This window comes from Chloroherpetonaceae bacterium (genome assembly GCA_025056565.1).
Taxonomy (GTDB): Bacteria; Bacteroidota; Chlorobiia; order Chlorobiales; family Thermochlorobacteraceae; genus Thermochlorobacter.
Genome location: JANWWA010000002.1, coordinates 162,173 through 186,243, shown reverse-complemented (window position 1 = coordinate 186,243; position 24,071 = coordinate 162,173). Strand labels below are relative to the sequence as shown.

General features: G+C 49.5%; 17 protein-coding genes. 4 read left to right on the top strand and 13 right to left on the bottom strand.

The genetic code is table 11. The features are described 5' to 3' along the window. Window positions 1-163: 163 nt before the first annotated feature. Window positions 164-1,357, top strand: a complete 1,194-nt coding sequence (bchY, locus tag NZM05_03005; GenBank protein ID MCS7012589.1) for a chlorophyllide a reductase subunit Y — start codon at window positions 164-166, stop codon at window positions 1,355-1,357. Window positions 1,358-1,447: 90 nt separating this feature from the next. On the opposite strand, the gene NZM05_03000 is transcribed toward bchY, so the two are convergent. Further along, window positions 1,448-2,752 carry an MFS transporter gene (locus NZM05_03000; GenBank protein MCS7012588.1) on the bottom strand — a complete coding sequence of 435 codons (1,305 nt, stop codon included), beginning with the start codon at window positions 2,750-2,752 and terminating at the stop codon, window positions 1,448-1,450. A 334-nt stretch (window positions 2,753-3,086) separates the two neighbouring features. Here NZM05_03000 and NZM05_02995 point away from each other — a divergent pair, with 334 nt between their 5' ends. Continuing rightward, complete coding sequence (locus NZM05_02995) at window positions 3,087-4,937, top strand: S9 family peptidase (protein MCS7012587.1); 1,851 nt, start codon at window positions 3,087-3,089, stop codon at window positions 4,935-4,937. 32 nt (window positions 4,938-4,969) lie between these two features. Here NZM05_02995 and NZM05_02990 read toward each other — a convergent pair whose 3' ends face one another. From NZM05_02990 to NZM05_02940, 11 genes are all read right to left on the bottom strand, one after another. After that, the gene (locus tag NZM05_02990; protein MCS7012586.1) at window positions 4,970-5,437 is read right to left on the bottom strand and encodes a hypothetical protein; all 468 of its coding nucleotides are present in this window, start codon (window positions 5,435-5,437) and stop codon (window positions 4,970-4,972) included. A gap of 278 nt (window positions 5,438-5,715) precedes the next feature. Continuing rightward, complete coding sequence (locus tag NZM05_02985; GenBank protein MCS7012585.1) at window positions 5,716-6,024, bottom strand: Hpt domain-containing protein; 309 nt, start codon at window positions 6,022-6,024, stop codon at window positions 5,716-5,718. Next, a complete protein-coding gene (locus NZM05_02980; GenBank protein MCS7012584.1) occupies window positions 5,999-8,062 on the bottom strand; it encodes a response regulator in 2,064 nt (687 codons plus the stop codon). Before NZM05_02980 ends, NZM05_02985 begins: the two co-directional genes overlap by 26 nt. An 11-nt stretch (window positions 8,063-8,073) precedes the next feature. Further along, window positions 8,074-9,090 carry a Gfo/Idh/MocA family oxidoreductase gene (locus NZM05_02975; GenBank protein MCS7012583.1) on the bottom strand — a complete coding sequence of 339 codons (1,017 nt, stop codon included), beginning with the start codon at window positions 9,088-9,090 and terminating at the stop codon, window positions 8,074-8,076. Window positions 9,091-9,119: 29 nt separating this feature from the next. Then, window positions 9,120-10,601 (bottom strand): sigma 54-interacting transcriptional regulator, encoded by a 1,482-nt coding sequence (locus NZM05_02970; GenBank protein ID MCS7012582.1) that lies wholly within the window; start codon window positions 10,599-10,601, stop codon window positions 9,120-9,122. A 36-nt stretch (window positions 10,602-10,637) separates the two neighbouring features. Continuing rightward, window positions 10,638-11,735, bottom strand: a complete 1,098-nt coding sequence (locus NZM05_02965; protein MCS7012581.1) for a VWA domain-containing protein — start codon at window positions 11,733-11,735, stop codon at window positions 10,638-10,640. Between the two features lie 152 nt (window positions 11,736-11,887). Beyond that, window positions 11,888-13,195, bottom strand: a complete 1,308-nt coding sequence (gene hemL / locus NZM05_02960; protein MCS7012580.1) for a glutamate-1-semialdehyde 2,1-aminomutase — start codon at window positions 13,193-13,195, stop codon at window positions 11,888-11,890. A gap of 116 nt (window positions 13,196-13,311) precedes the next feature. Next, window positions 13,312-15,453: a tetratricopeptide repeat-containing sensor histidine kinase gene (locus tag NZM05_02955; protein MCS7012579.1), complete on the bottom strand. Its 2,142-nt coding sequence runs from the start codon at window positions 15,451-15,453 to the stop codon at window positions 13,312-13,314. Window positions 15,454-15,849: 396 nt separating this feature from the next. Continuing rightward, on the bottom strand, window positions 15,850-16,818 hold the full coding sequence (locus NZM05_02950) for a response regulator (GenBank protein MCS7012578.1): 969 nt from the start codon (window positions 16,816-16,818) through the stop codon (window positions 15,850-15,852). A 154-nt stretch (window positions 16,819-16,972) separates the two neighbouring features. Continuing rightward, the gene (locus NZM05_02945) at window positions 16,973-18,196 is read right to left on the bottom strand and encodes a proline dehydrogenase family protein (GenBank protein ID MCS7012577.1); all 1,224 of its coding nucleotides are present in this window, start codon (window positions 18,194-18,196) and stop codon (window positions 16,973-16,975) included. A gap of 128 nt (window positions 18,197-18,324) precedes the next feature. After that, a complete protein-coding gene (locus NZM05_02940) occupies window positions 18,325-20,466 on the bottom strand; it encodes a CDC48 family AAA ATPase (GenBank protein ID MCS7012576.1) in 2,142 nt (713 codons plus the stop codon). Window positions 20,467-20,728: 262 nt separating this feature from the next. Between NZM05_02940 and NZM05_02935 the strand changes: the two genes are divergently transcribed. Both NZM05_02935 and NZM05_02930 read left to right on the top strand, forming a co-directional pair. Beyond that, window positions 20,729-22,207, top strand: a complete 1,479-nt coding sequence (locus NZM05_02935) for a hypothetical protein (GenBank protein MCS7012575.1) — start codon at window positions 20,729-20,731, stop codon at window positions 22,205-22,207. Continuing rightward, window positions 22,200-23,060 carry a hypothetical protein gene (locus tag NZM05_02930; GenBank protein ID MCS7012574.1) on the top strand — a complete coding sequence of 287 codons (861 nt, stop codon included), beginning with the start codon at window positions 22,200-22,202 and terminating at the stop codon, window positions 23,058-23,060. The genes NZM05_02935 and NZM05_02930 overlap by 8 nt, the downstream gene beginning before the upstream one ends. On the opposite strand, the gene NZM05_02925 is transcribed toward NZM05_02930, so the two are convergent. Next, on the bottom strand, window positions 23,041-23,970 hold the full coding sequence (locus tag NZM05_02925) for an ArsA family ATPase (GenBank protein ID MCS7012573.1): 930 nt from the start codon (window positions 23,968-23,970) through the stop codon (window positions 23,041-23,043). The genes NZM05_02930 and NZM05_02925 overlap by 20 nt on opposite strands. Window positions 23,971-24,071 lie beyond the last annotated feature (101 nt).

The window sequence follows — 24,071 nt, the reverse complement described above, 5'->3', positions numbered from 1 at the left end:
AAGTAGCACCTTAACATTGAGAAAGGAGTATTGTGCGATGTCAAACTCTGTGTCTACAGTTCCTCCCAGTGACGAGACCTTCTCTGCGCTGTTTAATATCTTACGCGAGCACACGGCTCAGGAGAGCCATGCCGAAGAAGAAAACAACCTACACCCACAGACGATGTGCCCCGCTTTTGGTGGCTTACGGGTTGTTACGCGCATTGATGGTGCGCAGGTCTGCATGGCTACTGATAAAGGCTGTATGTATGGCTTGACCTTCGTAACGCATTTTTATGCAGCGCGCAAGTCTATTGTCTCGCCTGAAGTGATGTCGACACAGCTTGCAAGCGGTAGCATCATTGACGATGTGCGAGCAACGATTGAAGAAATCGCAAAAGATCCTTCGGTGCGTCTTATTCCCGTTGTGAGCTTGTGCGTGGCTGAGACAGCTGGCTTGGCTGAAGAACTCCTACCTAAGCGCGTGGGCAATGCTGAAGTGGTTTTGGTGCGCTTGCCTGCCTACCTCATCAAATCCCATCCTGAAGCCAAAGATATTGCGCTGGAAGCGCTGCTAAAGCGCTTAGCAAAGTTTTCTCAGCGTCGCGAAAAATCTATCGTTATCGTTGGCGAAATTTTTCCGCTTGATGCGATGGCACTGGGAATGGTGCTACAAAAAATCGGTGCTGCATCCGTCATTGTTCTGCCATCTCAGCATATTGACGATTTCATAGAAGCGGGCAGCGCCGCAGCTGTTGCTATTTTGCATCCTTTCTACGAGCGCACAGCAGAACTTTTTGAGAAGGCAGGTGTGCCTGTTATCGCAGGCAATCCAGTTGGCGCAAATGCAACTTATAAGTGGATAAAAGACGTGGGCGCAGCACTCGAGCTCGATGCTGCTCTCGTGGAGCAAGTTGCACAGGAAGAGAAAGCCAAAGTAAGAGCTGCTATTGAAGCAAACCCTGTCCGCGCAACGGTTCTTGTAGCAGGCTACGAAGGCAATGAATTCCCGCTAGTGCGCTTGCTACTGGAAGCTGGCGCAGCTGTACCATATGCTTCTACCTCTATTGCCCACACGACATTAGGCGACGACGACCACAAGCTACTTACGATGCTGGGCACGGATTTGCGCTACCGCAAGTATCTCGAGGAAGATCGCCGTGCTGTCTTACAACATAAGCCTGATTTAGTCATCGGCACGACATCACTCGACAGCTATGTAAAAGAGCTTGGCATTCCTGCTGTCTACTACACCAACATCGTTTCTTCTCGTCCTATTTACTTTGCTCAAGGTGCAACCGCTATGCTGCAGCTGATAAACGGACTCATAAGGAAGCGCGCTGCATTTGAAAAAATGAAAGCCTTTTTTGAGTCATAGCTTTGTGCCTACAGGCCTCCGACTGCAAGCAAGCCATGTGCAGAGACCATTAGTTTAGTAGCAACATTTGCGACCTTAAGCTACTTACAACTACATGCTGCTTTGCACAGAATCTGCCACTTCTTTTTGCACCAAGCGTGGAGCGAAGATATACCAGATAATGCCTAACACGGCAAATAGTGCTATTCCATCACATAGCAGCGCAGTTGCTGCACTAAAGTGCTCTGAAAGCACACCCGTCAGCAAGCTGCCCAGCGGTAAGCCCCCACGAAACGCAGTGGCATAGATGCTAATGACACGACCCCGCAACTGCTCCTCGACACCTGTTTGCATAATCGTATTGCCGACCGACCCGCAGCTTACCAGTGCAAAGCCACTTACGAACATCAGCGCCAAGGAGAGCAAAAAGAGATGTGAGAGTGCAATCGCTGCTACAGCGCCTGCCAAAATGCCTGAAGAGCCAAGCACAATTTGATATCGCTGCCGACTGTCTCTCAGCACGGCTACACGCAATGCGCCCAGCACTGCTCCCGCTCCAAAAGCCGATAGCATTAAGCTAAACCCGCCCGCTTCAGCTTGCAGGTTTTCTTTCGCAATGGCTGGAATGAAATTCAGAATCGGTCCTGCAAAGAAGCTCACAAAAAAGACGGTAATTGTTACTGAAAGAAGCTCAGGACGGCGGCGCACTTCTTGAACCCCCTCAGCAATGCTTTCTCTTAGTGATGTGAGCGAGATGACCTGCGTGCTTGCAGGCGGAAACTGAATCAGCGGCAGAACAATCAACAGAGCAAGATAAGAGAGCGCATTTAGCCCAAAGCACCATGCCACTCCTAAGGATGCTACGACTACACCCCCAATTGCCGGCCCAATAAAGCGTGACAAGTTAAACTGCATTGAGTTTAGGGCAATTGCATTGGTGATGTGTTCAGGTGGCACTAAGGCAGGCAGTGTGGACAAATAGGCTGGTGTCGAGAGAGATTGCACACAGCCGACAATAAACGAGAGTGCAATGATTGTCCATACCGTAATGTGTCCTGTCGCCACCAGTGCTGCTAACATCAATGCACTTGTGCCCTGCACAATTTGCGAGAAAATGAGAATCTTACGCTTGTCAAAACGGTCAGAAATTGCACCGCCTACCAGCAGAAAAAGGAGTAAGGGGGCATCTTGCATAAAACCATCAATCCCTAAGAGCAGTGGCGAGCCCGTTAGGCTCAAAATCAGCCAAGGCTGGCCGACTTTTTGAATCCACGAGCCAACGTTAGAGAAGAATGCACCAATCCAAAGCAGTCGATAATCCCGATGCGAAAGAGCAGAAAATGCAGAAGCGAGTAGCTCTGTCAGCCACCCCAGTTTCGTGGAGCGAGATGTATCCAGCTTTGACAAGTCTTTCAATCGGTTTTTAACCCCATAGAAAATGGTGCGTTTGGCGTCGCAGGTTCCCTCTACTGCTTTCTGAAATTATCTTGCCTCGATAGAGACGTTGCGCAGCAATCCGTTTTCTCTCAGCGGGAAGCCGTCAGCATGCATATGCCACCGCTCACCCGCAAGAGAAGTTGCTCACTAGCATTGTAATTTTTTCCTTTCCAGCGGTTTTGCCTTACAACATCAAGGCTTAGCCCACATACCAAGTTACACCACACCATTTTCGGCAATACCTTAAAAAGGGTTACAAGTTTGCAAAAAAAGTTACCTAAATTCCAACCGAAATTTTGTAACACCTATGCCAATGAGCGCCATCACATCACCGCACACACAGCGGACGAAAATTCCACTTACACGTTTTTTCAAGAAGCCAGAGCGCACGGCTTACCGAATTTCGCCTGACGGCACATATTTAGCATTTTTGAAGCCCTACAAGCGCCGACAAAATGTGCATATCCAGCGCCTTGGCGCAGCCAAGGCTCAGCGACTAACCAGCGAGTTAGACCGTGACATTTCGCAGCTCTTTTGGAAAGGCAATCACACGGTGCTGTATTTGCGCGACTTTAAAGGTGACGAGAACTTTCATGTTTTTGCTGCTGACTGTCTAACCGGTCAGTCGCGTGATCTGACTCCCTTTGAAAATGTGCGCGCACTGCTAATTGACGAACTGCCTGAATCCGATACAGAGCTGTTGATTGCTCTCAACCGTCGCACCCCTGAATGCTTTGATGCTTATCGACTGAATGTGGAAACAGGAGAACTTACGCTACTGGTTGAAAACCCGGGCAGCATTACGCACTGGTTTACTGACCACAATGGCGAAATTCGCTTGGCCATTTCTACTGACGGCGTCAATCAAACTTTCCTTTATCGGGCGACTTCAGCAGAAGCCTTTCGCCCTATCTTTCACCTCAACTTTCGGGATACGCTCACGCCACTCTTTTTTACCTTTGATAACCAACGTTTCTATGCTGCCTCGAATTTAGGACGTGACAAAACCGCAATTGTCTGCTTTAATCCTGAGACTGGCAAGGAAGACGAGGTGATTTTTGAGCATCCTGAAGTTGATGTCTCCGAGCTGGCTTACTCCCGCAAGCGCAAAGTGCTTACGATGGTCTCCTTCATTACTTGGAAGCGTGAGCAGGTTTTTCTAGACAAAGAGATTGAACGAATTTTTACTCGTGTGCAGCGTGAACTGCCCAACTACGAGCTGGTGCTAGCCAGTCACAACAAAGCAGAGGACCGATTTATCTTTCGCACCTACAGCGACCGCTCCTTAGGCGCTTACTACCTCTACGATAGCCACACAGATACGCTTACCGAGCTTGCCAAAGTCAGCCCATGGCTCAAGGAGGAAGACCTCTGCGAAATGAAGCCTATCCAGTACACTTCGCGCGATGGTCTGTGCATTCACGGCTATTTGACTTTGCCTAAAGGCATTGAACCAAAGAACTTACCCGTTGTGGTCAACCCACACGGCGGTCCGTGGGCGAGAGACGCTTGGGGGTTTAATCCTGAAGTGCAGTTTTTAGCTAATCGCGGCTATGCTGTCTTGCAGATGAATTTTCGCGGCTCAACTGGCTACGGTCGCGCATTCTGGGAAGCCTCATTCAAACAGTGGGGCAAAGCGATGCAGAACGATATTACTGACGGTGTGCACTGGCTTATCCATCAGGGTATTGCTGACCCCAAACGCATTGCAATCTACGGCGGCAGCTACGGTGGTTATGCGGTGCTTGCTGGCTTAGCCTTCACGCCCGACCTTTACGCCTGCGGAGTTGATTATGTGGGCATTTCTAATCTTTTCACCTTTATGAAAACCATTCCCCCTTACTGGAAACCATACTTGGAAATGATGTATGAAATGATCGGCAATCCTGAGACAGAAGCAGAAGCCATGCGTGAGGCTTCGCCTCTCTTTTATGTGCAGAATATCAAAGCTCCGCTCTTTGTCGCACAAGGCGCAAAAGACCCTCGTGTGAACATTGAAGAATCTAATCAAATTGTGAATGCCTTACGCGCACGCGGCGTCGAGGTGCCGTACCTTGTAAAGGAGAATGAAGGACACGGTTTTCGTAACGAAGAAAACCAGTTTGAGTTTTACCGCGCCATGGAGAAATTTCTGAAAAAACATCTCAAACCCTCGAGAAAGTAGCTCACACTTAGCGCTTACTGTCCTTGTGCAGCTTAGTTCTCGCTGAAGAAACTCTCCTGTGTCAGCTCTTTTGGAATGATGTAGCGCGGCCTCAGTGGTGGCAGGCTATCTTCTGCCTCTTGCGGAGCAGGCGGGGCTGCTGGTGAGCGCTCTTCTAACTCTTCCTTGATGGCAATTGGCTTACCATCACTGATGTCGCTGGTTTGCGCTTCATCGAAGAAAAGTGCTTTTACCAAGCCAAAGAATCCACCCAGAAACCCTGCATACACTACCGCATAGAAAGCACGCTCTGGCTCACCAATCGTGTTGCCATAAATTGCATCTAAGACAAGTGCAGCAATCGGTGTGCAGATAATTTTAGTGAGTGCGCCTGCAAATGCGCCAGCTGCCGTGCCTGAAAAGCCATAGATGAGAATTGAGCCAAACACTTCACCGAGCTTCTGCCTTAGTGTGCGTGAGAGCCACAGAAAGAAAAGCCCAAAGAGCGCACCGAAGGTCATTCCATACACCGCCCCTTGCCAATGGAAAGAAAAGACGGCACAGAGAAACGCACACGTTGCGCTAAATGTCCCTGAATGCAGCAGATAATCCCTTAGTGCTCCTAGATGCAGACTTACCACTTTTTGCGTGCAGTGTGCATTTGAATAGGGTTGCGATGCCTGATGTGCAAAGTTCTCAGCTGTTTTCATCTCACTTTTCAGAGTTTGGGTTTGGCGCTACAGACGATTTGGTCGATTTAACAATTCGCAGGCGAGAATCGTTGCAAATGCGGCTCTTTCTATTTCGATGAGCGGTAGACGACCTCTACGGCGCTTAAGTAGCTTTGCAACTGCTCAATGAGTGTGGGCAGGCCGTCAAGTTTTTGAGCTTTGATGGCATCGCACATTTGTCGTCCAATATCGCTGATAGTCTCAAAGCCATAGCCTGCGCCTGTGCCAGCAAGGTTGTGGGCGATTACATACATCTCGTCGTAGCGCGCGGCTTGTAAGGCTGACTGGAGCTTTTGCACATCATCTGCACGACTTTGCAGAAAAAGTGGCACGATGTCCTGCAGGTCAGCATCAATATGCACGATGATTTTCTGCATAGCGGCTGCAGTGCGTATAGATCATCTGGAGCAACGCTTCTTTTTTAATTGGCTTAGTTAGATACGCATCGCAGCCTGCTTCGAGTGCGCGCGCTTGTTTTTCTTCCAATGCAAATGCGGTCAGCGCAATAATTGGCGTGCGTGTGCGCTTGGTTTCTCTCTCCCATTGTCGGATTGCGGCAGTTGCCGCATAACCGTCAAGGTCAGGCATTTGCAAATCCATCAGCACAAGATCAAAGTCTTGTGCCTTAAACTGCGCTAGCGCCTCATAGCCATTGCTTGCAAAGCATACCTCAAAGGGCTGCTTTTTGAAAAAGGCTTTGATTAAGAGCTGATTGTCGCGTGCATCGTCTGCAACCAAAATCTTCAGTGAGATGCTCTCCGGCGCTTCAAGCATGGTTGATGAAACAGGCTGCATACTGTTTTGGGTGTGATTGACAAAGTGATTTTGAAGAATAGCGTCCAGTTCGGCTGTGCTCAGTGTATTGAGGAGTTTTGCGTTTGGAATATGCTGCAAGTGCCATAAGTCGGTCTTGCGGCGTGCATTGAAGAATATGACAGCGGGTGCTGCACTTTGCGTTTTCATCAAAGCGTGTGTGAGCGCATGCAATTCCATTTCAGGTAGGTGGCAGTTGACCAGCACCCAAGAAAAAGGACACGATGCGCCAAACAGCCGCACACACTCCACTGCATCTAAGTGTGTTGCGACATTCAGTCCCACATTGCGGCTAGCAAAATAGTTCTTGAACCACGATTGATTGCTTGAGTCTCGGTCAATTAGCAGCGCAGCTCTGCCTGCTAATGGTGATTTTGGCACAGCTGACTCGGGCGCAAGGCGCAGCGGCAAGCGCACCTCAAATCGACTACCTTTGCCAAGCGCGCTTTCCACACTAATCGTGCCATTCATTCGTTCCACCAATTGTTTCGCAATCGTTAAGCCTAAGCCAACTCCACCGTGCTTGCGCGCTGTGGTTTGTTCTACTTGCGCAAATTGCTCGAAAATGAAATCCAGCTTTTCAGGCGAAATGCCAATTCCTGTATCAATAACTGAAAAGCAAATGGTCGCTGTAGCCTCATCAAGACGCTCTAACTCTGCCCTGAGCTCTATGGCGCCTTGCTCTGTGAACTTGATAGCATTGCTAAGAAGATTCATCAGAATCTGTTGAATGCGCAAGGCGTCGCCTAGTAGTGTGTTTGGTAGGGCTGGCGAGAGCGATAGCGTGAAGCGAAGCTGTTTTTCAGTCGCTCTTTGCTGTGCCAAACTTGCTACATGTTGCAGCAGGTCTATGAGCACAAATGGTTGTTCCTTCAGCTCCAGCTTTCCTGACTCCAGATTAGAAAAATCAATCAGGTCGGTTAGAAGCGTTGCAAGGGTATTGCCTGCGCTGCGCAGCGTGTTGAGATAGCTTGTCTGCTCGGCGGAAAGCGGTGTATCCAAGAGCAAATCGCACATGCCCAGTATAATGTTCATCGGTGTGCGAATCTCATGGCTGATGCTTGCTAAAAACACGGACTTTGCTCGCAAAGCTCCTGAAACCGACTGGCGGAGCGCTTCCAGCTCAGCTTGCATCTGCAGCAGTGCCGTGTCCATCCGCTTGCGTTTGATGTAGCTGCTGAGCGCTTCCAGTGCAGACTGCAACAAAGCAGTTTGGACGGCACCGTTATGCAAAACTTGCTTCACTCTGAAACGCAAACAGCCAAGCACTTCGTCTGCGTCGCCAAATGGAAGAATTACCTCTGTTGCTTCCTTGCTATGTTGCTCAGTAGGGACTTTTGCCAGTGCGGCTTGGGTCAGTTCCGTCTCTAAGAGAGAAAAGAGCTTAGTGCGGCTACCAGTGACATCGGCTGACCAGTATGCGTTGCAGCGAAATGCAGTGCTCTGACTTGGAAAATTATGCGGTTCAAGTTCGTAAATTGCAACTTCACTTGCATTGAGGGGCTTGCTAAGAATGCAGGCCACCTCGGTCAAGCAGTTCTCATCTTCTCTTAGCAAGGCACGCTGGATTGCAAGCAAGTGATGCATTTCAAGCTCAGTCATATCCCTCTACATCAAAGCGTAATTTCTTTTTTCTGCTTTGCAGATTTGTAAATCGCATCGATGATTTGCATTCGCTCCACTGCTTCTTCTGCCGTAGAAGTTACAGGAAAAAGGTCTTGCACTGCACCGATGAAGTGTTTCAGCTCATTTTGATATGAGCGCTTGTAGATATCCTCAAGCGACCCGATGCGCTCTGGCGTTACATTTACCAAGTTGTCTCGAACTTTCTTATGGAATCGAAGCGGATAGACGCGTGCAAATCCATCTTTGCCATATACATTGCAGAAGAGAAGGTCGTGGTCGATTTCAAAATTCCACCCTGTTTCAATGGAAATCGCTTGTCCTGTCTTGAGACGCACCAGCACCGATGAAAAGTCTTCCACATCTGCCGAGTCAGTGTCGTGTGCCTGTTTTTCGAAATTGACTGCTGAGACGCTCTTCGGCTTTGGAAAGTTGAGAATCCAGAGTGCAAGGTCAAGCACCATAATTCCCAAGTCTAAAATGACTCCGCCTCCTGAGACATTTTTCTGCACTTTCCACTGCCTATCGACAGGATTTTTCTTCAGCCAGCCTGCTTTGACGAAAAAGACTTCTCCGATTTCACCGTTCTGGATAAAACTTTTCATCACCATTGCATCCGGGCGGAAGCGCTGGTTCATTCCGACCATCACTTTGACCTTTGTTTGCGACACTGCGTCTAAAATTTCTTTGGCTTCTTTGGCAGTGCGGGCCAGCGGTTTTTCCACTAAGCAGTGCTTGCCAGCACGAGCTGCTGCGATGGTAATGGCCTTATGTGTGTTTGTTGGTGTGGCAATCACGACTGCATCAAGGTTCTGCATCGCCAGCATATCTTCGTAGTTTTGAAAGATATGCTTCACCCTGTAGCGCTCACCCACCAGTTTGGCTTTGGCTTGCTCAATGTCGCAAACTGCCACCAGCTCAACGGTGTCCATCTTGGAGAGAATAGGGAGATGCACCACTTGGGCAATATTACCCAAGCCGATGACACCGACTCTGACTTTCTCCATAACGATTGAGGCAAAGTGATGGATAAAAGTTAGCGTTCATACTTTCCTCCACCGACGCTGCTCATAATTTTGCCAATCATATCGTTGTAAGTGCGTACCGATTCCAGTTCGTCTTTGCCAACCATTGAATTTTGATGCAGCCCCTCGAGAATGAACTCCATTGCACTGGCTAACTCTGCTTTGTTCTTAGGCTGCATTGTCTTCTCTGCCATCTCGCGCAATCCTTTGACCCTGTCAAGGGCTTTGAAGTAGTCCTCAAACTTCATGTCGTCGTAGATGTCCACCTGATTGCCTTGCGAGAACCAGTTGGTAATGGTTGCATATGGTGACTGTCCTTGCACTTTTTTGTTCGGGTCAGGGCAGTATTTCTTGAAGACTTGATTAATCGCTTTGCCAATAAGGAGCTTTGCTACATTGATTGCCCCTTCTTGCTCACCCTCATAGACCAGTTCAATTTTGCCTGTAATTGCAGGCACGACAAGGAAGAGGTCAGAGATACGCACCGTTACATCGGATTCATCGTTGAGCACTGCACGGCGCTCCGCACTGCTGACTAAGTTTTCCATTGCGCTGATAGTCAGACGCGCTGACACACCTGACTTCTGGTCAACATATTCGCTGCGGCGCGCTTCAAAGGCAATGTGTTCAATAATCTCCTTGAAGTAATACGGCACGGTTACCTTGACCTCTGAGTTGCGATTAATCCATGCCTCTTGCTCAGTGATTTTGATACCGATTTCAATCGTCTTCGGATAGTGTGTGATGATTTGCGAATCAATGCGGTCTTTAAGTGGCGTGATAATGTTGCCACGATTGGTGTAATCTTCTGGGTTAGCTGAATAGATGATGAAGATGTCCAGCGGAATGCGCACCTGAAAGCCACGAATCTGAATGTCTTTTTCCTGCATAATGTTCAGCAAGCCGACTTGAATGCGTGGCTGCAGGTCAGGCAATTCATTGATGGCAAAAATGCCTCGGTTGCTGCGCGGAATTAGGCCGAAGTGGATGACGTTTTCATCAGCGTAAGTCAGCTTCTGCGAGGCGGCTTTAATTGGGTCAATGTCACCGATGAGGTCGGCAATCGTTACATCAGGCGTTGCCAACTTTTCAGCATAACGCTCCGAGCGGTGTATCCAAGCAATTTCGGTCTCATCACCTTCGTGCAAGATACGCTCGCGCGCATACTTAGAGAGTGGCTTGAAGGGATCATCGTTGATTTCCGAGCCTTTGACAATCGGGATAAACTCGTCTAACAGATTTACCATTAGACGAATCATTTTTGTCTTGGCTTGTCCACGCAGCCCTAGCAAAATGATGTCGTGTTTAGAGAGAATCGCATTTTGCAGCTGTGGCAGCACGGTGCGCTCATAGCCAATGATACCCGGAAAAGGATTTTCACCAGCTTTGATTTTCGCAATTAAATTCTCGCGCATCTCATCTTTGACAGAGCGCGTACGGTAGCCTGAACGTTTCAGCTCCCCAAGTGTCTTAATTTTCAACAGGTCACGCATTGAAAATCTGGATTGTCGTTTGTTTTAAGTTCAAGCTCAGCGTAATTTTTTACGACGGTTGCGAATGTAGTCGATAAAAAGATACTCGCCTAAGTTGTCTAGCCCGCTAAAATACGCTCGACCGCGGTTTGCCTCGGTCAGCTCACGCACGAACCCCTGCAAGTATGGGTCGCTTGTAACCATAAAGGTCGTAATCGTGATTTTGTCCTTTCGGCAAATGACGGCTTCATCGAGTGTTTTGTTGACAATCTTGCGGTCAAGCCCAAATGAATTTTTGTAAATCTTGGCGCCCTCATTAATCGCAGAGGGCTTGCCGTCCGTAATCATAAAAATCTGCTTGTTTTGGTTTTTTTTGCGCTTGAGAATTTGTCGCGCCAGTGCCAGCCCTGCCTTGGTGTTGGTGTGATACGGTCCTACGCTCACAAAAGGCAAGTCCTTGACATCTACTGTCCAAGCCTCATCGCCAAACAGGATAATGTCAAGCGAATCTTTCGGGTAGCGTGTCAGAATTAGCTCCGCTAAGGCCATTGCCACTTTCTTTGCGGGCGTGATGCGGTCTTCACCGTAAAGAATCATTGAGTGCGAAATGTCAATCATCAGCACCGTTGCGCAGGTTGTCTGATGCTCAGTTTCATAGATGCGGAAATCTTCTTCGGAAAGCACAATATCGTCAATGCTGCGCTTGAGGGCATTGTTGATAGTGGCTGTGAGGTCTAAGTTTTGCAGGTTATCACCAAATCGCCAAGGACGCGTTTCTGGCATTCGCTCATCGGATTGACCTGTGCGCGGAATTTTGTGGTTGCCAAATGCGCTTTGCTTTCGCAAAGTGGAAAAAATTTCATTTAGCGAATCTTCACGGATTTTCTTGGTTGTTTTGCCTGTGATTTGAAACTCACCTCGCTCGGCTGCATCTTCCAAGTATCCTTCGCGCTTGAGCCACTCAATAAATTCGCCCATTCCAATCTCATCATCGCCTAAGCCGTATTGGCGATCCATTTCCGTCATCCACTGCAAGGCTTGGTTAGCGTCGCCGTTAGTGTAGATGAGCAGTTGGTTGAAGATTTTGAGCATCTTCTCGAGGGTGCTCTGGCTGGCAGCGTGTCGCTCATTCCACTGGGTAAAACGGTAATCCATCGTGCGTCTTGGTTATGGTTGCGCAAAAGTGCGTTTCTCTACTCAAAACGCCTTGAACATAACAAAAAATTCTTGTGTGGCAAGCATTGCAAATGTGTAGTCATCGCTACTCCGCACGCCAAGTGTTATGCTTTTCACCCTGACACGCTGTGCTAGGCCGGTAGCGAAGCATAGACTTGCTCCAAAGCTTCAAAATTGGCTTTGATAGTTCTTTCAAGTTCAGGTTCACCGTGTCGGATAGAAAAGAACATTGCTTCATATTGTGCTGGGGCAAGATAGATACCGCGTTCCAGCATAGCGTGGAAATATGCGGCATACTTTTTCGTGTCTGATGTAGTGGCGGTCTGGAAATCTATCACGTCGGTCTCGGTCATAAAGAGACACATCATTGAGCCGACACGTTTCAGACAGAGGTTTAGCCCGAGTTTGCGTAAGTTTTCACGAAAGCCTTCTTCCAGGATTTTGCCTTTGGCTTCCAATTCTGGGTATGGATTTTCTTCGGCGAGAATGCGCAGCGTTTCTAATCCTGCGGTCATGGCCAGTGGATTGCCTGAGAGTGTGCCAGCTTGGTAGATGTCGCCTGCGGGTGCCACGCGGCTCATAATCTCCCGCTTGCCACCATAGCACCCTACTGGCAGCCCACCACCGATGATTTTTCCCAGCGTGGTTAAGTCGGGCGTGATGCCGTAGAGCGATTGCGCCCCGCCTAATGCGACGCGAAAACCTGTCATTACTTCATCAAAAATTAGAACGATGCCTTCATCAGTGCAGAGCTGGCGCAGTGCATGGAGAAACTCTGGCTTTGCTGGCACAACGCCCATATTGCCACCAATTGGCTCAATGATGACCGCTGCAATTTGATTGGGATAGGCTTTGACTAATTGGCGCACCGATTCAATATCGTTGAAGGTTGCGTTCAGCGTATCTTGCGCCGTGCCTCTGGTTACGCCTGGGCTATTTGGCACACCTAAGGTCAATGCGCCAGAGCCTGCCTTGATGAGAAATGAATCGCCATGTCCATGATAGCACCCCTCAAATTTGATGATTTTTTCTCGACCTGTGTAACCGCGAGCGACGCGAATTGCAGACATGCAGGCTTCCGTGCCTGAATTTACCATTCGCACCATTTCCATTGAGGGCATCAGCTTGGCAATTAGCTCAGCCAGCTCAACTTCCAACTCGGTTGGGGCGCCGAAACTTGTGCCAACTTGCCGAAGCGTTCGCTCAATGGCTGCTACCACGCGTGGGTGAGAGTGCCCCAAAATGAACGGTCCCCAAGAGCCGATGTAGTCAATGTAGCAATTGCCATCGGCGTCGTAGAGATACGCCCCGTCGCCCTTGACCATAAACACGGGCGTTCCGCCGACAGACTTAAAGGCACGCACAGGTGAGTTTACTCCGCCCGGAATCACACGCTGTGCCCGCTCAAAGAGCTGCTTTGAAGTTTGAAGATTTAGCATACTGCGACCGTAGAAAGTGTTGGTGAAGATATTTCCTTTAACCTCTCTGGCTCGGAGAGCGTTTCAGTGATGCCAGCAGTATGAGTAGGGCGTTCTTGGCTATTGCGATACTGTTCTTATGCCTTTACGGCGGGAAGTTCCACAATGAACGTTGCGCCTTTGCCTTTACCTTCGGATTCTGCCCAAATCCGCCCGCTGTGCAGTTCCACAATCTGCTTGACGATAAACAAGCCCAAGCCTGTTGAACTTTCGCCACCTGTAGGACGCGCAGAAAGCCGCTGGAATCTGCCAAACATTCGCTTCATGTCGTCCTCGCTTAATCCCTCACCTTCGTCGCGCACGGCGATGCGCACGAGTTCGTTTTCACCTGACTGACCCGATGCCGCATTTTGGCTTGTCTGCACACAGCCCAGTGCATTCTCTACAGTAATCCAGATAGGCTTGCCAAAACCTGAGTATTTGATGGCATTGCTGATAAGGTTCTCAAACACTTCACGCATTCGGTCAGGGTCGACATTTACCTTTGCACCTGACTCTGCCCGAAGGTATAACACTTGATTCTTCTTTTCCGCTTGCACTTGCAGCGACTCCACCACTGAGTGCAGCAGCTCATCTACGCTGACAATCTCTTGCTTTAAGGTGAGCTTGCCTGCGTCCAGTGCTGCAGTGGCAAGTAAATCATGAATGAGTCTCAGCATTCGCTCTGCAGCGCGCTCAATCTTCTCAAGACTTGTAACGAGCGCTTTGTCGTCTGCATACTTTTCTTTGATCAGCAATGTAAATCCGATGATAGACTGCAGTGGGTTTCGTAGGTCATGTGAAGCGATGCTGAGCAATTCTGTTTTCAGTGCGTTGGCGTCTTCAGCGACTTTTCGCTGTGCTTCGGCTTCTAAGCGTTGGCGATGTGCTTCTGCCGCTTGATGCTCCGCTTCTTGGAGTGCCGCGCTGAGCGCCAAATTTTTCTCCTGAATTTCCGCTTCGGCTTTTTGCTTTAGGCGAAACCGATTGGCAATCACCAATGCTAAACTGGTGGTCAGTACCACCCCGCCCAAAAGTGCCGTGCGGACTATGGCATCTCTTTCACGGTCGCGCCGCAACAGCTCAATTTCTTGATTCTTTTTCTCCACATCATACTTGCTTTGCAATTCTGCCACAATCGCTGCTTTGCGTGCAGTGTAGGCTGAATCTTGAAATTCTGAATACCGCTTCTGAAAGGTATAGGCATCTTTAAAGCGGCCCATTTCAGCATAAATCTCTGCCAGCAATTTCAAGCATTCATCAATTGCGTATCCCTGCGACTTTTGGTACAGGCGGAGGCTTTCTTCGGCACAGCGTAGCGCCTCTTGCAACTCCTTCTTTGCCAAGTGGATTCTTCCTTTGTGCATCAGTGAGCTGGCATATCGGGCAGGATAGGGCTTTGAGACTTCCAGCGAGCGAGCAATGTAGCGTTCTGCTTCGCTGTATTGCTGTTGGCGCAAACACACTCGCGCCAGATTAGCCGTTACTGACCAGATGGTTTGAACTTCATCGACCGCTTCAGCTAAGGATAGTGCCTGCTTCCAGATAGATATTGCGGTATCAGCTTGCCCAAGTGCATCGTAGCACAGTGCCAAATTATTGAGAATAATTGACGTGCTACGGCGGTTGCCAGTCTCTTGCATTAGGCGTGCTGCTTGTTGGTTTGCTGTCAGGGCATCTTGATAGCTTTCGTTGGTGTAGTGCACTAGTGCAATGTAATACCATGCTTTGCTCATTCCTGTCTTGTCGCCCAGTCGCTCATAGCTCTTCAGCGCTTCCAGTAACATTCTAATTCCTTCCTCTTTGTCGAGCCTTGAACTGTAGGCGCGTCCGACTTCCAGCATCGCATCAGCTTTGATTTGGTCGCTCATCGCGCGCGCCAACTGCACTGCAGAATCCGCCGTGCTTTTGATAAGCGAAAGATTACTTGTAGAAGTATTGTAGCCCCCATAGACCGAGAGTCGCGTCAGCAGTGCATAAAGTTTCCCTTTCGGGTATCCAATTTGCTCCGCAATGTGCGCCGCTTGTTCAGCGTAGTATAGAGCGGAATCCGATGAGCGAAGGCGATAGAGCATTGCGAGCCGATTGAGCATATCGACGGATACACTATCTGCCAGCGTTAGCTTATCTGGCACTCGTAGTAGCGATTTTAGGCTATCAATATCACGCAGCTGAGCATGCGCCACCGTTGCGATGACAGCGGTGCATAGAATCGCCCCGCAAAGTAGATAAGCTATCATATCGCTTGACTCACTTGTTCCTCAACAGTGCGCTCAGTGCACCTTTGGACTGGCTGCACAACCGCGCTCAAAAAATTATTGCCAACGGAAAAAGATAGGCATCTTCATTCTGAGCGGAGGCTTATTGCCTAACTTACGCAGCTATCTTCAACTGCGCAAGGCTACTTGCTTTATGAAAACACAAACACATTCTGCCCTTTGCTCTGCAGTTGCAATATCTTTGCGAGGCGAACTGCCTGCCCTGCAGCGCTGTGTCAGGAATAGCGTGCCGGCATTGCAGGAAGGTCTCGGAGCTAGGCACTGCTAAAATGATACGGTGCAAGCCACAGGGCCTTAGCTACACCCGTCCGTTTAGCAATGCCCCCACCTTTTAGTTACCCAACATTTCTTGCACGCCTAATATGTAACACGCGCTTTTAGAATTTCACGCACTTTGGCAACTGCTTCTTCAAGCGATTTGGAATCACCTTGCGATAGTGCTGCAACACCCTTGACACCCATATAGGCTCGCGTGTTGATTTGCGGCGTGCTCACTAATGCATGGTGGCGAGAAATTGCCAGCTCTATGGTCGATTTCAGCAACTCTCGTTGCATCGGCTTTATCAGATAGCGAAAGACTTGTGCTTCATTGATCAGCCGCACGGCGATGCTGGCATCACGGCTATCGCTGAGCAGAATGGTTACCACATCAGGTTTCTCAGCGGCAACTGCTACAAGGAAGTCTGCTGCACTGGTGTCAGGCAAGTTTATTTCGGAGATGAGCACTGAAATTGGCTGCGACTTCAAAATTACAAATGCCTGTGCGGCGCTTTCAGCCGTGTGAACGATATAGTTTTGACCTAATACCTGTCGGTATGCCTGCAGGTTGGCGGGCTTGGGGTCAACGAAGAGCAAATGTTCTTTGTGCGTGTCAGGAATCTGACTGACACCGAGCGCTTGCAAGAGACCAGCTGAGGCGCTGGTCGTGCGTGGGGCAGGCTGCGGAGCGGTCTTCAAACGGTCAGCATACTCGCACGCTAATGCCACAGTTTCTTTGAGCTTACTGCTTTGCCACGGCTTGTTGATGTAGCGGAAGATTTCACCTGCATTAACCGAGTCAATAATTGCGTCGAGGTCGGAGTAGCCCGTGAGCAAAATCCGCACCGTGTTTGGGCTGATGCGTTTTACTTCTTTCAGCAGTTCTACGCCCAGCATACCGGGCATACGCTGGTCACTGACAATTACATCAATTTTTTCGCCACGTTGAAAAATTTCTAAGGCTTCAAATCCACTATTGGCTGTAAAAACCTTATGGTCATCGAACAGTAAGCTTAGCGATTGAACGATATTGGGTTCATCATCGACAAAGAGAAGGCTGTGTGACATAGCTGGTCAAAAGTTTAAGGTTTTCTGAGATAGTGCAAGCAGGCATCTTTGCCCTGATGCCTTGCGTCAAAACTAATGCCAAAATTTCGGACTTAGCGCCCAGCGTAAAATTTGCGCCAGATTGACTTGAAGCAAGGGAGCACTGGTGAATTTTTCACAGTCGCTTTCGACGTCGTCGCCACTCGGCTTCAATTAGTCCAAGCTCTCGGCTCACATAGCCCTTGAGTGAAGAATTTTCTTCGGCTCGGCGAATCAGGTATGGCAAGACCTCACGCACCGCCCCATATGGGACATACTTTGCCACATTGAATCCGTTTGCAGCCAGTGTGTAGGAAAGATGGTCGCCCATTCCGTAGAGCTGCGCAAAGTAGACAGTGGGCATATCGGGACTTGGCAAGGCATTTGCCAGTTTGAGTGTGCTTTTTTCGTTATGTGTGCCTGCACATAGTGCGATGCGGTCAAGATGCTGGAGGCAAAAATCAATCGCTGCATCGTAGTCGCGGTCGGTATCGGCTTTGGTGCTATGGATTGGGGAAGGGTAACCCAATCGTGCGGCGCGCTCACGCTCTTTTTCCATATATGCCCCCCGCACCAGCTTTACGCCTAAGTAGAAGTGCTCAGCCGTTGCTTGCTCGAACAGCGCTTTGAGATATGCCAAGCGGTCGTGTCGATACAGCTGAAGCGTTGTAAAGAAAATCGCACGCTGGCGATTGCTCTGCCGCATTGCTTGCAGCGCCAGCTCATCAATCGCTGGTTGAATCCACGACTCTTCGGCATCAATCATTACAGGCACATTTGCCGTCCGTGCCGCAGCGGCAATGCGCTCAATACGGTCTTGAACCCGTTGCCACTCGCTCCTCTCTTCCAGTGTTAGCGGCTCTTGAGCACTGATTTTTTCAAGTAGTGCCATGCGAGCCAAGCCTGTCACCTTGAACACTGCAAATGGCAACATTGGATTGCCGCTGGCACGCCAAATGTTTTGCACCACCGTGTTTGCGGTGCGCTCAAACCCCTTCTCACTGCGCTCGCCCTCTACGGCGTAATCCAAAATAGCTTTGATCTTTGCTTGCCAAAGTGCCTGAATGACTGACTGACAGGCTTCAACCGTCTCTCCGCCACAAAACTGCCGAAAGAGTGTGGCTTTAATGACGGGTTCAATGGGTAAATGCAGGCGCAAGGCAAGCTGCAGTGTTGATGTGCCTATTTTGTTTAGGGTGGGGTGATTCATGATGCGAAAGAGCCATCGCATACGCCAGAGCTCACGATCGCTGCGATGTGCAAAGGCAAGGCGGGTATCCTCAAAGTGCACAATCCGCTGGGCAGGTGCTGCTGTCTCAGACGCTATGCAAGATGGCAAGCTGGCAGGCAATTCAGCCATAAACTTTACTCAGTTAGTTTTACAATGCTCTGCAAAGTTACAACGCCAATTTACCTCCGCAAGTCTGCCTGCTTTGTCAGCACGCCTAGCCACTTTCTTTGTTGCTTTCCCTTACGCATTAGAACCTGCTAGCAAGCCTTTTGTGCTTGCAGTTGCATCAGGGCTTTCTCGAAGTGTCGGGCTGAAATCAGCACATCGGTGTGCTTGCCGCTGAGTACGGCTTCACGCAAGGCGAAGGTTGCAGCTTTGCGGCAGAGAAATTCAATGTCCGCGCCTGAACAGCCCTCGGTTTTGAGTGATAGTTCAACTGGCAGCAGTGGCGATTCGATTGGCTTGTCCTTCAGGTGGATCTTAAAAATCGCCAGCCTTGCTTCTTGATTCGGCATTGGTGTCTGGAGCTGCAGCTCGAAGCGACCGCTGCGCAGGAGTGCTGCATCAACCCGATCGATGCGGTTCGTGGCGGCTAAGACAATCACCCCACTCAGCTCCTCAATACCATCCATCTCGGTGAGCAATTGACTTACCACGCGGTCTGCTACGTCGGACTGCATTTCACTGCGGCGTGGGGCAAGGGCATCAATTTCATCGAAGAAAATCATCGCAGGCGCCGCTTGACGCGCAATCTTGAAAATGTTACGCACGGCTCGTTCCGATTCCCCCACATAGCGCGAGAGCAATTCTGCACCCTTGACCGAGATAAAGTTAATCCCCGCTTGCGACGCAACTGCCTTCGCCAGCAGTGTTTTGCCTGTGCCCGGCGGACCGTAGAGCAGAATGCCTTTTGGTGGTCTGAGGCGCAATTTGCTGTATAGCTCTTTGTAGCGCAGTGGAAATTCAATTGCTTCAATTAGCTCCTGCTTCAAATCGTCTAAGCCGCCCACTTCCTCCCAGCGCACATTTGGCACTTCAACGAAGACTTCTCGGATCGCTGAAGGCTCTACATCGCGCAGCGCCTCTCGAAAATTCTCCATCGTTACTTCCAGCGACATTAGTGTCTCGTAAGGAATCTCGGCTTGAGAGAGGTCAATTGTGGGCAAAATTTGCCGAATAGCCGACATCGCTGCCTCGCGCGCCAATGCTTCCAAGTCTGCACCAACAAAGCCGTGTGTGATTTCTGCCAGTTTTTCCAGCGAGACATCTTGCGACAGTGGCATGCCGCGTGTGTGAATGCTCAGAATCTCGAGCCGACCGCGCTGGTCAGGAATGGGAATAGAGATTTCTCGGTCAAAGCGTCCGGGGCGACGCAACGCAGGGTCAATGGCATTTGGAATATTGGTTGCACCAATTACAATCACCTGTCCGCGGCTGGATAGCCCGTCCATCAAGGTCAGCAGTTGTGCTACCACGCGTTTTTCAACTTGCTTTTCGCTTCCCACATCTTCTCGCTTGGGGGCAATTGCGTCGATTTCATCGATGAAGATAATCGCAGGGGCTTTGCGTGCCGCTTCCTCAAAAATTGCGCGCAAACGCGCTTCTGATTCGCCATAGAGTTTGCCCATAATCTCAGGGCCCGAGATGCTTGTAAAGTAAGCATCGGTTTCATTTGCGACGGCACGTGCAATGAGCGTTTTGCCGCTACCGGGCGGACCGTAGAGCAAGACCCCTTTTGGCGCGCGAATACCCAGCCGCTCAAATAGCTCAGGGTAGCGCAAGGGCAATTCTACCATTTCACGAATGCGTTGAATTTGATTCCCTAATCCACCGATGTCCTCATAGCTCACCCCTAAAGATGGCTCACGCACGCTGGCATCTTGCTCTAAGCGGATTTGCGTATTTGCCGTAATCAGCACTGCACCTTCAGGCTGCGTTGCCAAAACGCGAAATTCAGAGGGCTTGATGCCAAAGAACGCAATGCGGATACGGTCGCCCTTCAGCACTGGCGTGCCATCAATCAGAGACGCAATGTAGCGCATATCTTTGTCGGTGCGCAGTGCTCCTGAGAGGGGTTGCAGCACAACTCTTGTAGCAGGCTGCACCGCCGCCTTCTCCACTTTTACTTTCTCGTCCAGACCTGCTTGCGCATTTTCCCGCAGCAGCCCATCAATTTGAATAATTCTTTTGCCACGGTCTTCCGCATAGCATGGCATTGCTTTGGCTAAGGTGGTGCGTTTGCCACGAATTTCAATAATGTCACCACCAGCAATTCCTAAGCGCCGCATATCCTCAGGGTCAAGCCGTGCAATAGCTCGCCCTACATCTTTTGCTAAGGCTTCCTTAACGCGAAAGGAAAAATCCGATTCAATTGCTTCCATATTCTGTGGCGATTGCATATTCTGGTTACATCTCAAACATGCAATTTGAATTATCCTTCGTGAGCTTACCCTTGAAGTCCTAGCTCTTCTGCTCTGCTTACTTTGCTTTATTTAAGGCTGTGCTTTAACTTTTGGCACAGTTTTCTAAATTTACTGAGATTTTTGCCGCAAGCCGCTCCTTGCTATTCTTTCGGTTGTTCCTTGCTAGGCTTGGGAAGCTATGAGGTGCTGCTTTGCTCTGTTGAACTCTAAAACGCGATAATCTCTGCGCCGCGTTGATATGAATCCACAACTTGATGCACGACGACTCGAAGAGGAACAGATAGAAAATGAGCTTGGCTTGCTCCGCACTTGGCAACTTAGCCTCAATGAAGCCCTTCGGCGCCAGCGAGAGTCTCTCTTTCGCTTCACGCTGCAAAAGAAATACCTTTTAACGTTCTCGCTGATTTTCCTCGCCATTCTCTCTTACATTGTCTTTGCTTTGTTCGACTCTGAAAAGCAAGATCTGATTCGACTGGCGGAGAAGAACTTTACGACCACATTTCAAACTATGAATAGCATTGGTGCGGAGGCTCTGTCTTCGGGCGAACAAGACCGCTTGGTGCTGCGTGCATTCATACGGGAGGTCTTCAACTCGAAGTTAGATGGCTTGCAAGAAGTGTTTTTTGTCGACGCCGACCGACGGTTCTACGCCTACCAAAACATTCGCGGGGAGGATCTGGGTGATAGTGCCACTGCATCGGACAGTCTCTGGAATAGCCTCGAGGCACAAGCTGACCAGCGCATCATCTCTGACAACAAAATCTACCTTACCAAAAAGCTTTTCTATGAAGCCAGCGGACAAAACATTTTCGTTGGTTACAGTCGTCTGCTTTTTACAGTCGACCACATCAACCAGCTCATCGAAGCCAAGCAGCGCCAAGCCCTGATTGTGGGGTTGTCGGGCTTTGCAACTTCACTGGTGATTCTCAGCATCGTCACATCACTCTTTGTCCGACGCATTCAGGTGCTCAATGATGGCACAAAGCAAGTCATTCAAGGTATCTTTGAGCCGCTTCCCGTTAAAGGGAACGATGAACTCAGCGAGCTAACGGACTCTTTCAACAAAATGATGCTTGCCGTTAAAGAGCGCTTGATGATGAGCAAGTATGTCTCGCAGTCGACGCTTGGCATGATTCGTCGCGCCAGCGTGGATGACCCTGCCGCGCTGGATGGCATTAAGGAAGAAATCTGCGTGCTTTTTTCCGACGTGCGTGGCTTTACGGCATTTGCAGAAGTCAATGAGCCGCAGCATGTCGTTGCCCAGCTTAACCGCTTGCTCAACTTGCAAGTTGAAATCATCAAACGCTACGGTGGTGACATTGATAAGTTCGTCGGCGATGAAGTTATGGCGGTCTTTCGTGGCAGTGCCAAAGAACAGCGTGCCGTTGCAGCTGCGATTGCAATTCAAGAAAAATTGCAGCCTATTTTCAAAGCTGAAGAAGCATATAGCCGCTTGCGCATCGGGATTGGCATCAATACGGGCTGGGCGGTAACAGGAAACATCGGCAGTCAAGACCGAATGGATTTTACCGCAATCGGTGATGTGGTCAATACGGCGGCACGGCTCTGCAGCGTTGCCAAAGCCGATGAAATTCTTATCTCCGAAGAAGTCGCGCATCACTTGCCAAAGGGCAGTGTAACGCTGAGCGAACCCTTTACGCTGCTGCTTAAAAATAAACTGTATGCCGTAACGATCTATCAAGTGCTCTATGACTAACTATGTGCGTCTAACGGTGCTTGTTGCTTTTCTTAGCGCCGGGTGCGCCTCTGTTTCCAAGTGGGAGAGCCGATTTACAGAAGAGGAAAAAATTCAGATTATTTTTAACCGTGCTACGCAAGCACTGGCGCAAGGCAAAGCACTCTATGACCACCAGTTGCTCCAAAAAGCCCGCTCTGACTTCGAGTTTTTGGTCGAGAACTACAAACACTTGCCCTCTCAAGATAAGCTCAATGAAGTGCACGCCTTTTACCGCGATGCTACCGAATCACTTACGCAAAGCATTAAGGAAGCAAAGGCGAGTGGGAACTTTTTCGCACTGGTAGGCTACTATCGCTCGCTGCAGCGGCTTGTGCCTAATCATGTTGAGGCCAATCAGTTTCTTACACAGAATCGGCTTGAGATTCAGCAGCGCATTGAGCAAAGTTTATCTGCTGGCAAACAAGCACTGGCTGCAAAAGATTATGCCAAAGCTGCAGCGGCATTCAAAGCTGTGCTGACAGCTATGCCTGAGTCGCAAGAGGCACAAGAAGGTTTCGTTAGTGCGCAGAATGGACTGGCTGAGGAAGCTCGTCGTGCTGAAGAAGCTCGTCGCGCCGCAGAAGAAGCAGCTGCCAGAGCGCGGCGACGAATTGCCCAGAAAGATAAAGACGACAAAGACACACCACCGCCACTTTCCACCGAAGAAAAAGAGCGGTTGTATCAAGCGGGCAAAGCTGCCTTCGACAAGAAGGATTTCCTTACAGCCTACAAACACTTCAGCGCAATTGGCGATGAGAGCTACAAAGACACACGTATCTATCTCCAGCGCAGCGCCAGCAAAGTCAAGGCACTCAAGCTGATGGAAAAATAAAGCGCGCAAACGCTTCCAGTTTTTCCTTACCGCGCACCTCTGTGGGTTGCAGTGGAATAGACACGATTTCAAGGTCAGAAAAAATTTCCATCACACGCTGCCTCAGACGAAGATGCTCCTCATACTTGGCAGCAAGGAACATATCTGGGCTTTTTTCCATCACCACATTATTCAAAAACAAGCGGCGAATGTGAATGCCATACTGACGTAAGCTTTGCACCAGTCGCTCCGTTTCCGCAATAGCCATCTCAGCTGGAATAGTCACTGGAATAAACTCACATAGCTCTGCACTTTTGAGCGTCGCTTCAATACGCTTGACTGCTTTTTTCAGTGACAGGAGCAAATCATCGCCCGCATCTGGCGTATAACTGCCCTTAAAGCTTGTGACCACTTCACGATACTTCCAGCGTAGCTTGGCAAACACCTTCACCCAATTATCTAGCAGCTCTGGCATTGAAATAAGCCGAAGTGCATGCCCGGTCGGTGCAGTGTCCACGATATACTTGTCATACTCGGCTTGCTCAATTAAGTCTGTGATAGCTTTCAGTCCCATCACTTCATCCATACCGGGCATTGTTAGGTTCATTAGCATATCAATGTCTTCTTCATCGAGGTAAGTGCCTGTGTCCATAATGAGTCGCAGCTCCTTATCGTGTGCAGCAAGGAAGGCTTTGAAGGCGCGCTCGGCACTCAGTTCGTAGGCAAAGCAAGTGCTGGTATGGGCTACAGGCGTAATGTGGTCGCCAATGTGCTCTGCCAAGCTATCGGATAGTGAATGAGCTGGATCGGTTGAAATCACCAGCGTCTTGACTTGTTTGGAAAAGGCAAGCGCTAGGGCACACGCCACTGTAGTCTTACCAACGCCACCTTTTCCACCCACAATCAGCAATTTTGATGCGAAGGGTCTCACTGCTCTGCGTTAGTTTGCGATGTGATTGTTCAAATCCGAGTGTCTATGCAGTGTAAAGATAGCTCAACGGCACGCACTCGCTATTGCATCAAAAGGATTTT

Coding starts and splice junctions, on each gene's coding strand:
- hemL (MCS7012580.1), bottom strand. CDS start 13,195: ATGCTAAATCTTCAAACTTCAAAGCAGCTCTTTGAGCGGGCACAGCGT.
- NZM05_02935 (MCS7012575.1), top strand. CDS start 20,729: ATGAATCCACAACTTGATGCACGACGACTCGAAGAGGAACAGATAGAA.
- NZM05_02950 (MCS7012578.1), bottom strand. CDS start 16,818: ATGTCACACAGCCTTCTCTTTGTCGATGATGAACCCAATATCGTTCAA.
- NZM05_02940 (MCS7012576.1), bottom strand. CDS start 20,466: ATGCAATCGCCACAGAATATGGAAGCAATTGAATCGGATTTTTCCTTT.
- NZM05_02930 (MCS7012574.1), top strand. CDS start 22,200: ATGACTAACTATGTGCGTCTAACGGTGCTTGTTGCTTTTCTTAGCGCC.
- NZM05_02980 (MCS7012584.1), bottom strand. CDS start 8,062: ATGACTGAGCTTGAAATGCATCACTTGCTTGCAATCCAGCGTGCCTTG.
- NZM05_02955 (MCS7012579.1), bottom strand. CDS start 15,453: ATGATAGCTTATCTACTTTGCGGGGCGATTCTATGCACCGCTGTCATC.
- NZM05_02970 (MCS7012582.1), bottom strand. CDS start 10,601: ATGCGTGACCTGTTGAAAATTAAGACACTTGGGGAGCTGAAACGTTCA.
- NZM05_02985 (MCS7012585.1), bottom strand. CDS start 6,024: ATGCAGAAAATCATCGTGCATATTGATGCTGACCTGCAGGACATCGTG.
- NZM05_02945 (MCS7012577.1), bottom strand. CDS start 18,196: ATGGCTGAATTGCCTGCCAGCTTGCCATCTTGCATAGCGTCTGAGACA.
- NZM05_02990 (MCS7012586.1), bottom strand. CDS start 5,437: ATGACCTTCGGTGCGCTCTTTGGGCTTTTCTTTCTGTGGCTCTCACGC.
- NZM05_02995 (MCS7012587.1), top strand. CDS start 3,087: ATGAGCGCCATCACATCACCGCACACACAGCGGACGAAAATTCCACTT.
- NZM05_02965 (MCS7012581.1), bottom strand. CDS start 11,735: ATGGATTACCGTTTTACCCAGTGGAATGAGCGACACGCTGCCAGCCAG.
- NZM05_02975 (MCS7012583.1), bottom strand. CDS start 9,090: ATGGAGAAAGTCAGAGTCGGTGTCATCGGCTTGGGTAATATTGCCCAA.
- bchY (MCS7012589.1), top strand. CDS start 164: ATGTGCCCCGCTTTTGGTGGCTTACGGGTTGTTACGCGCATTGATGGT.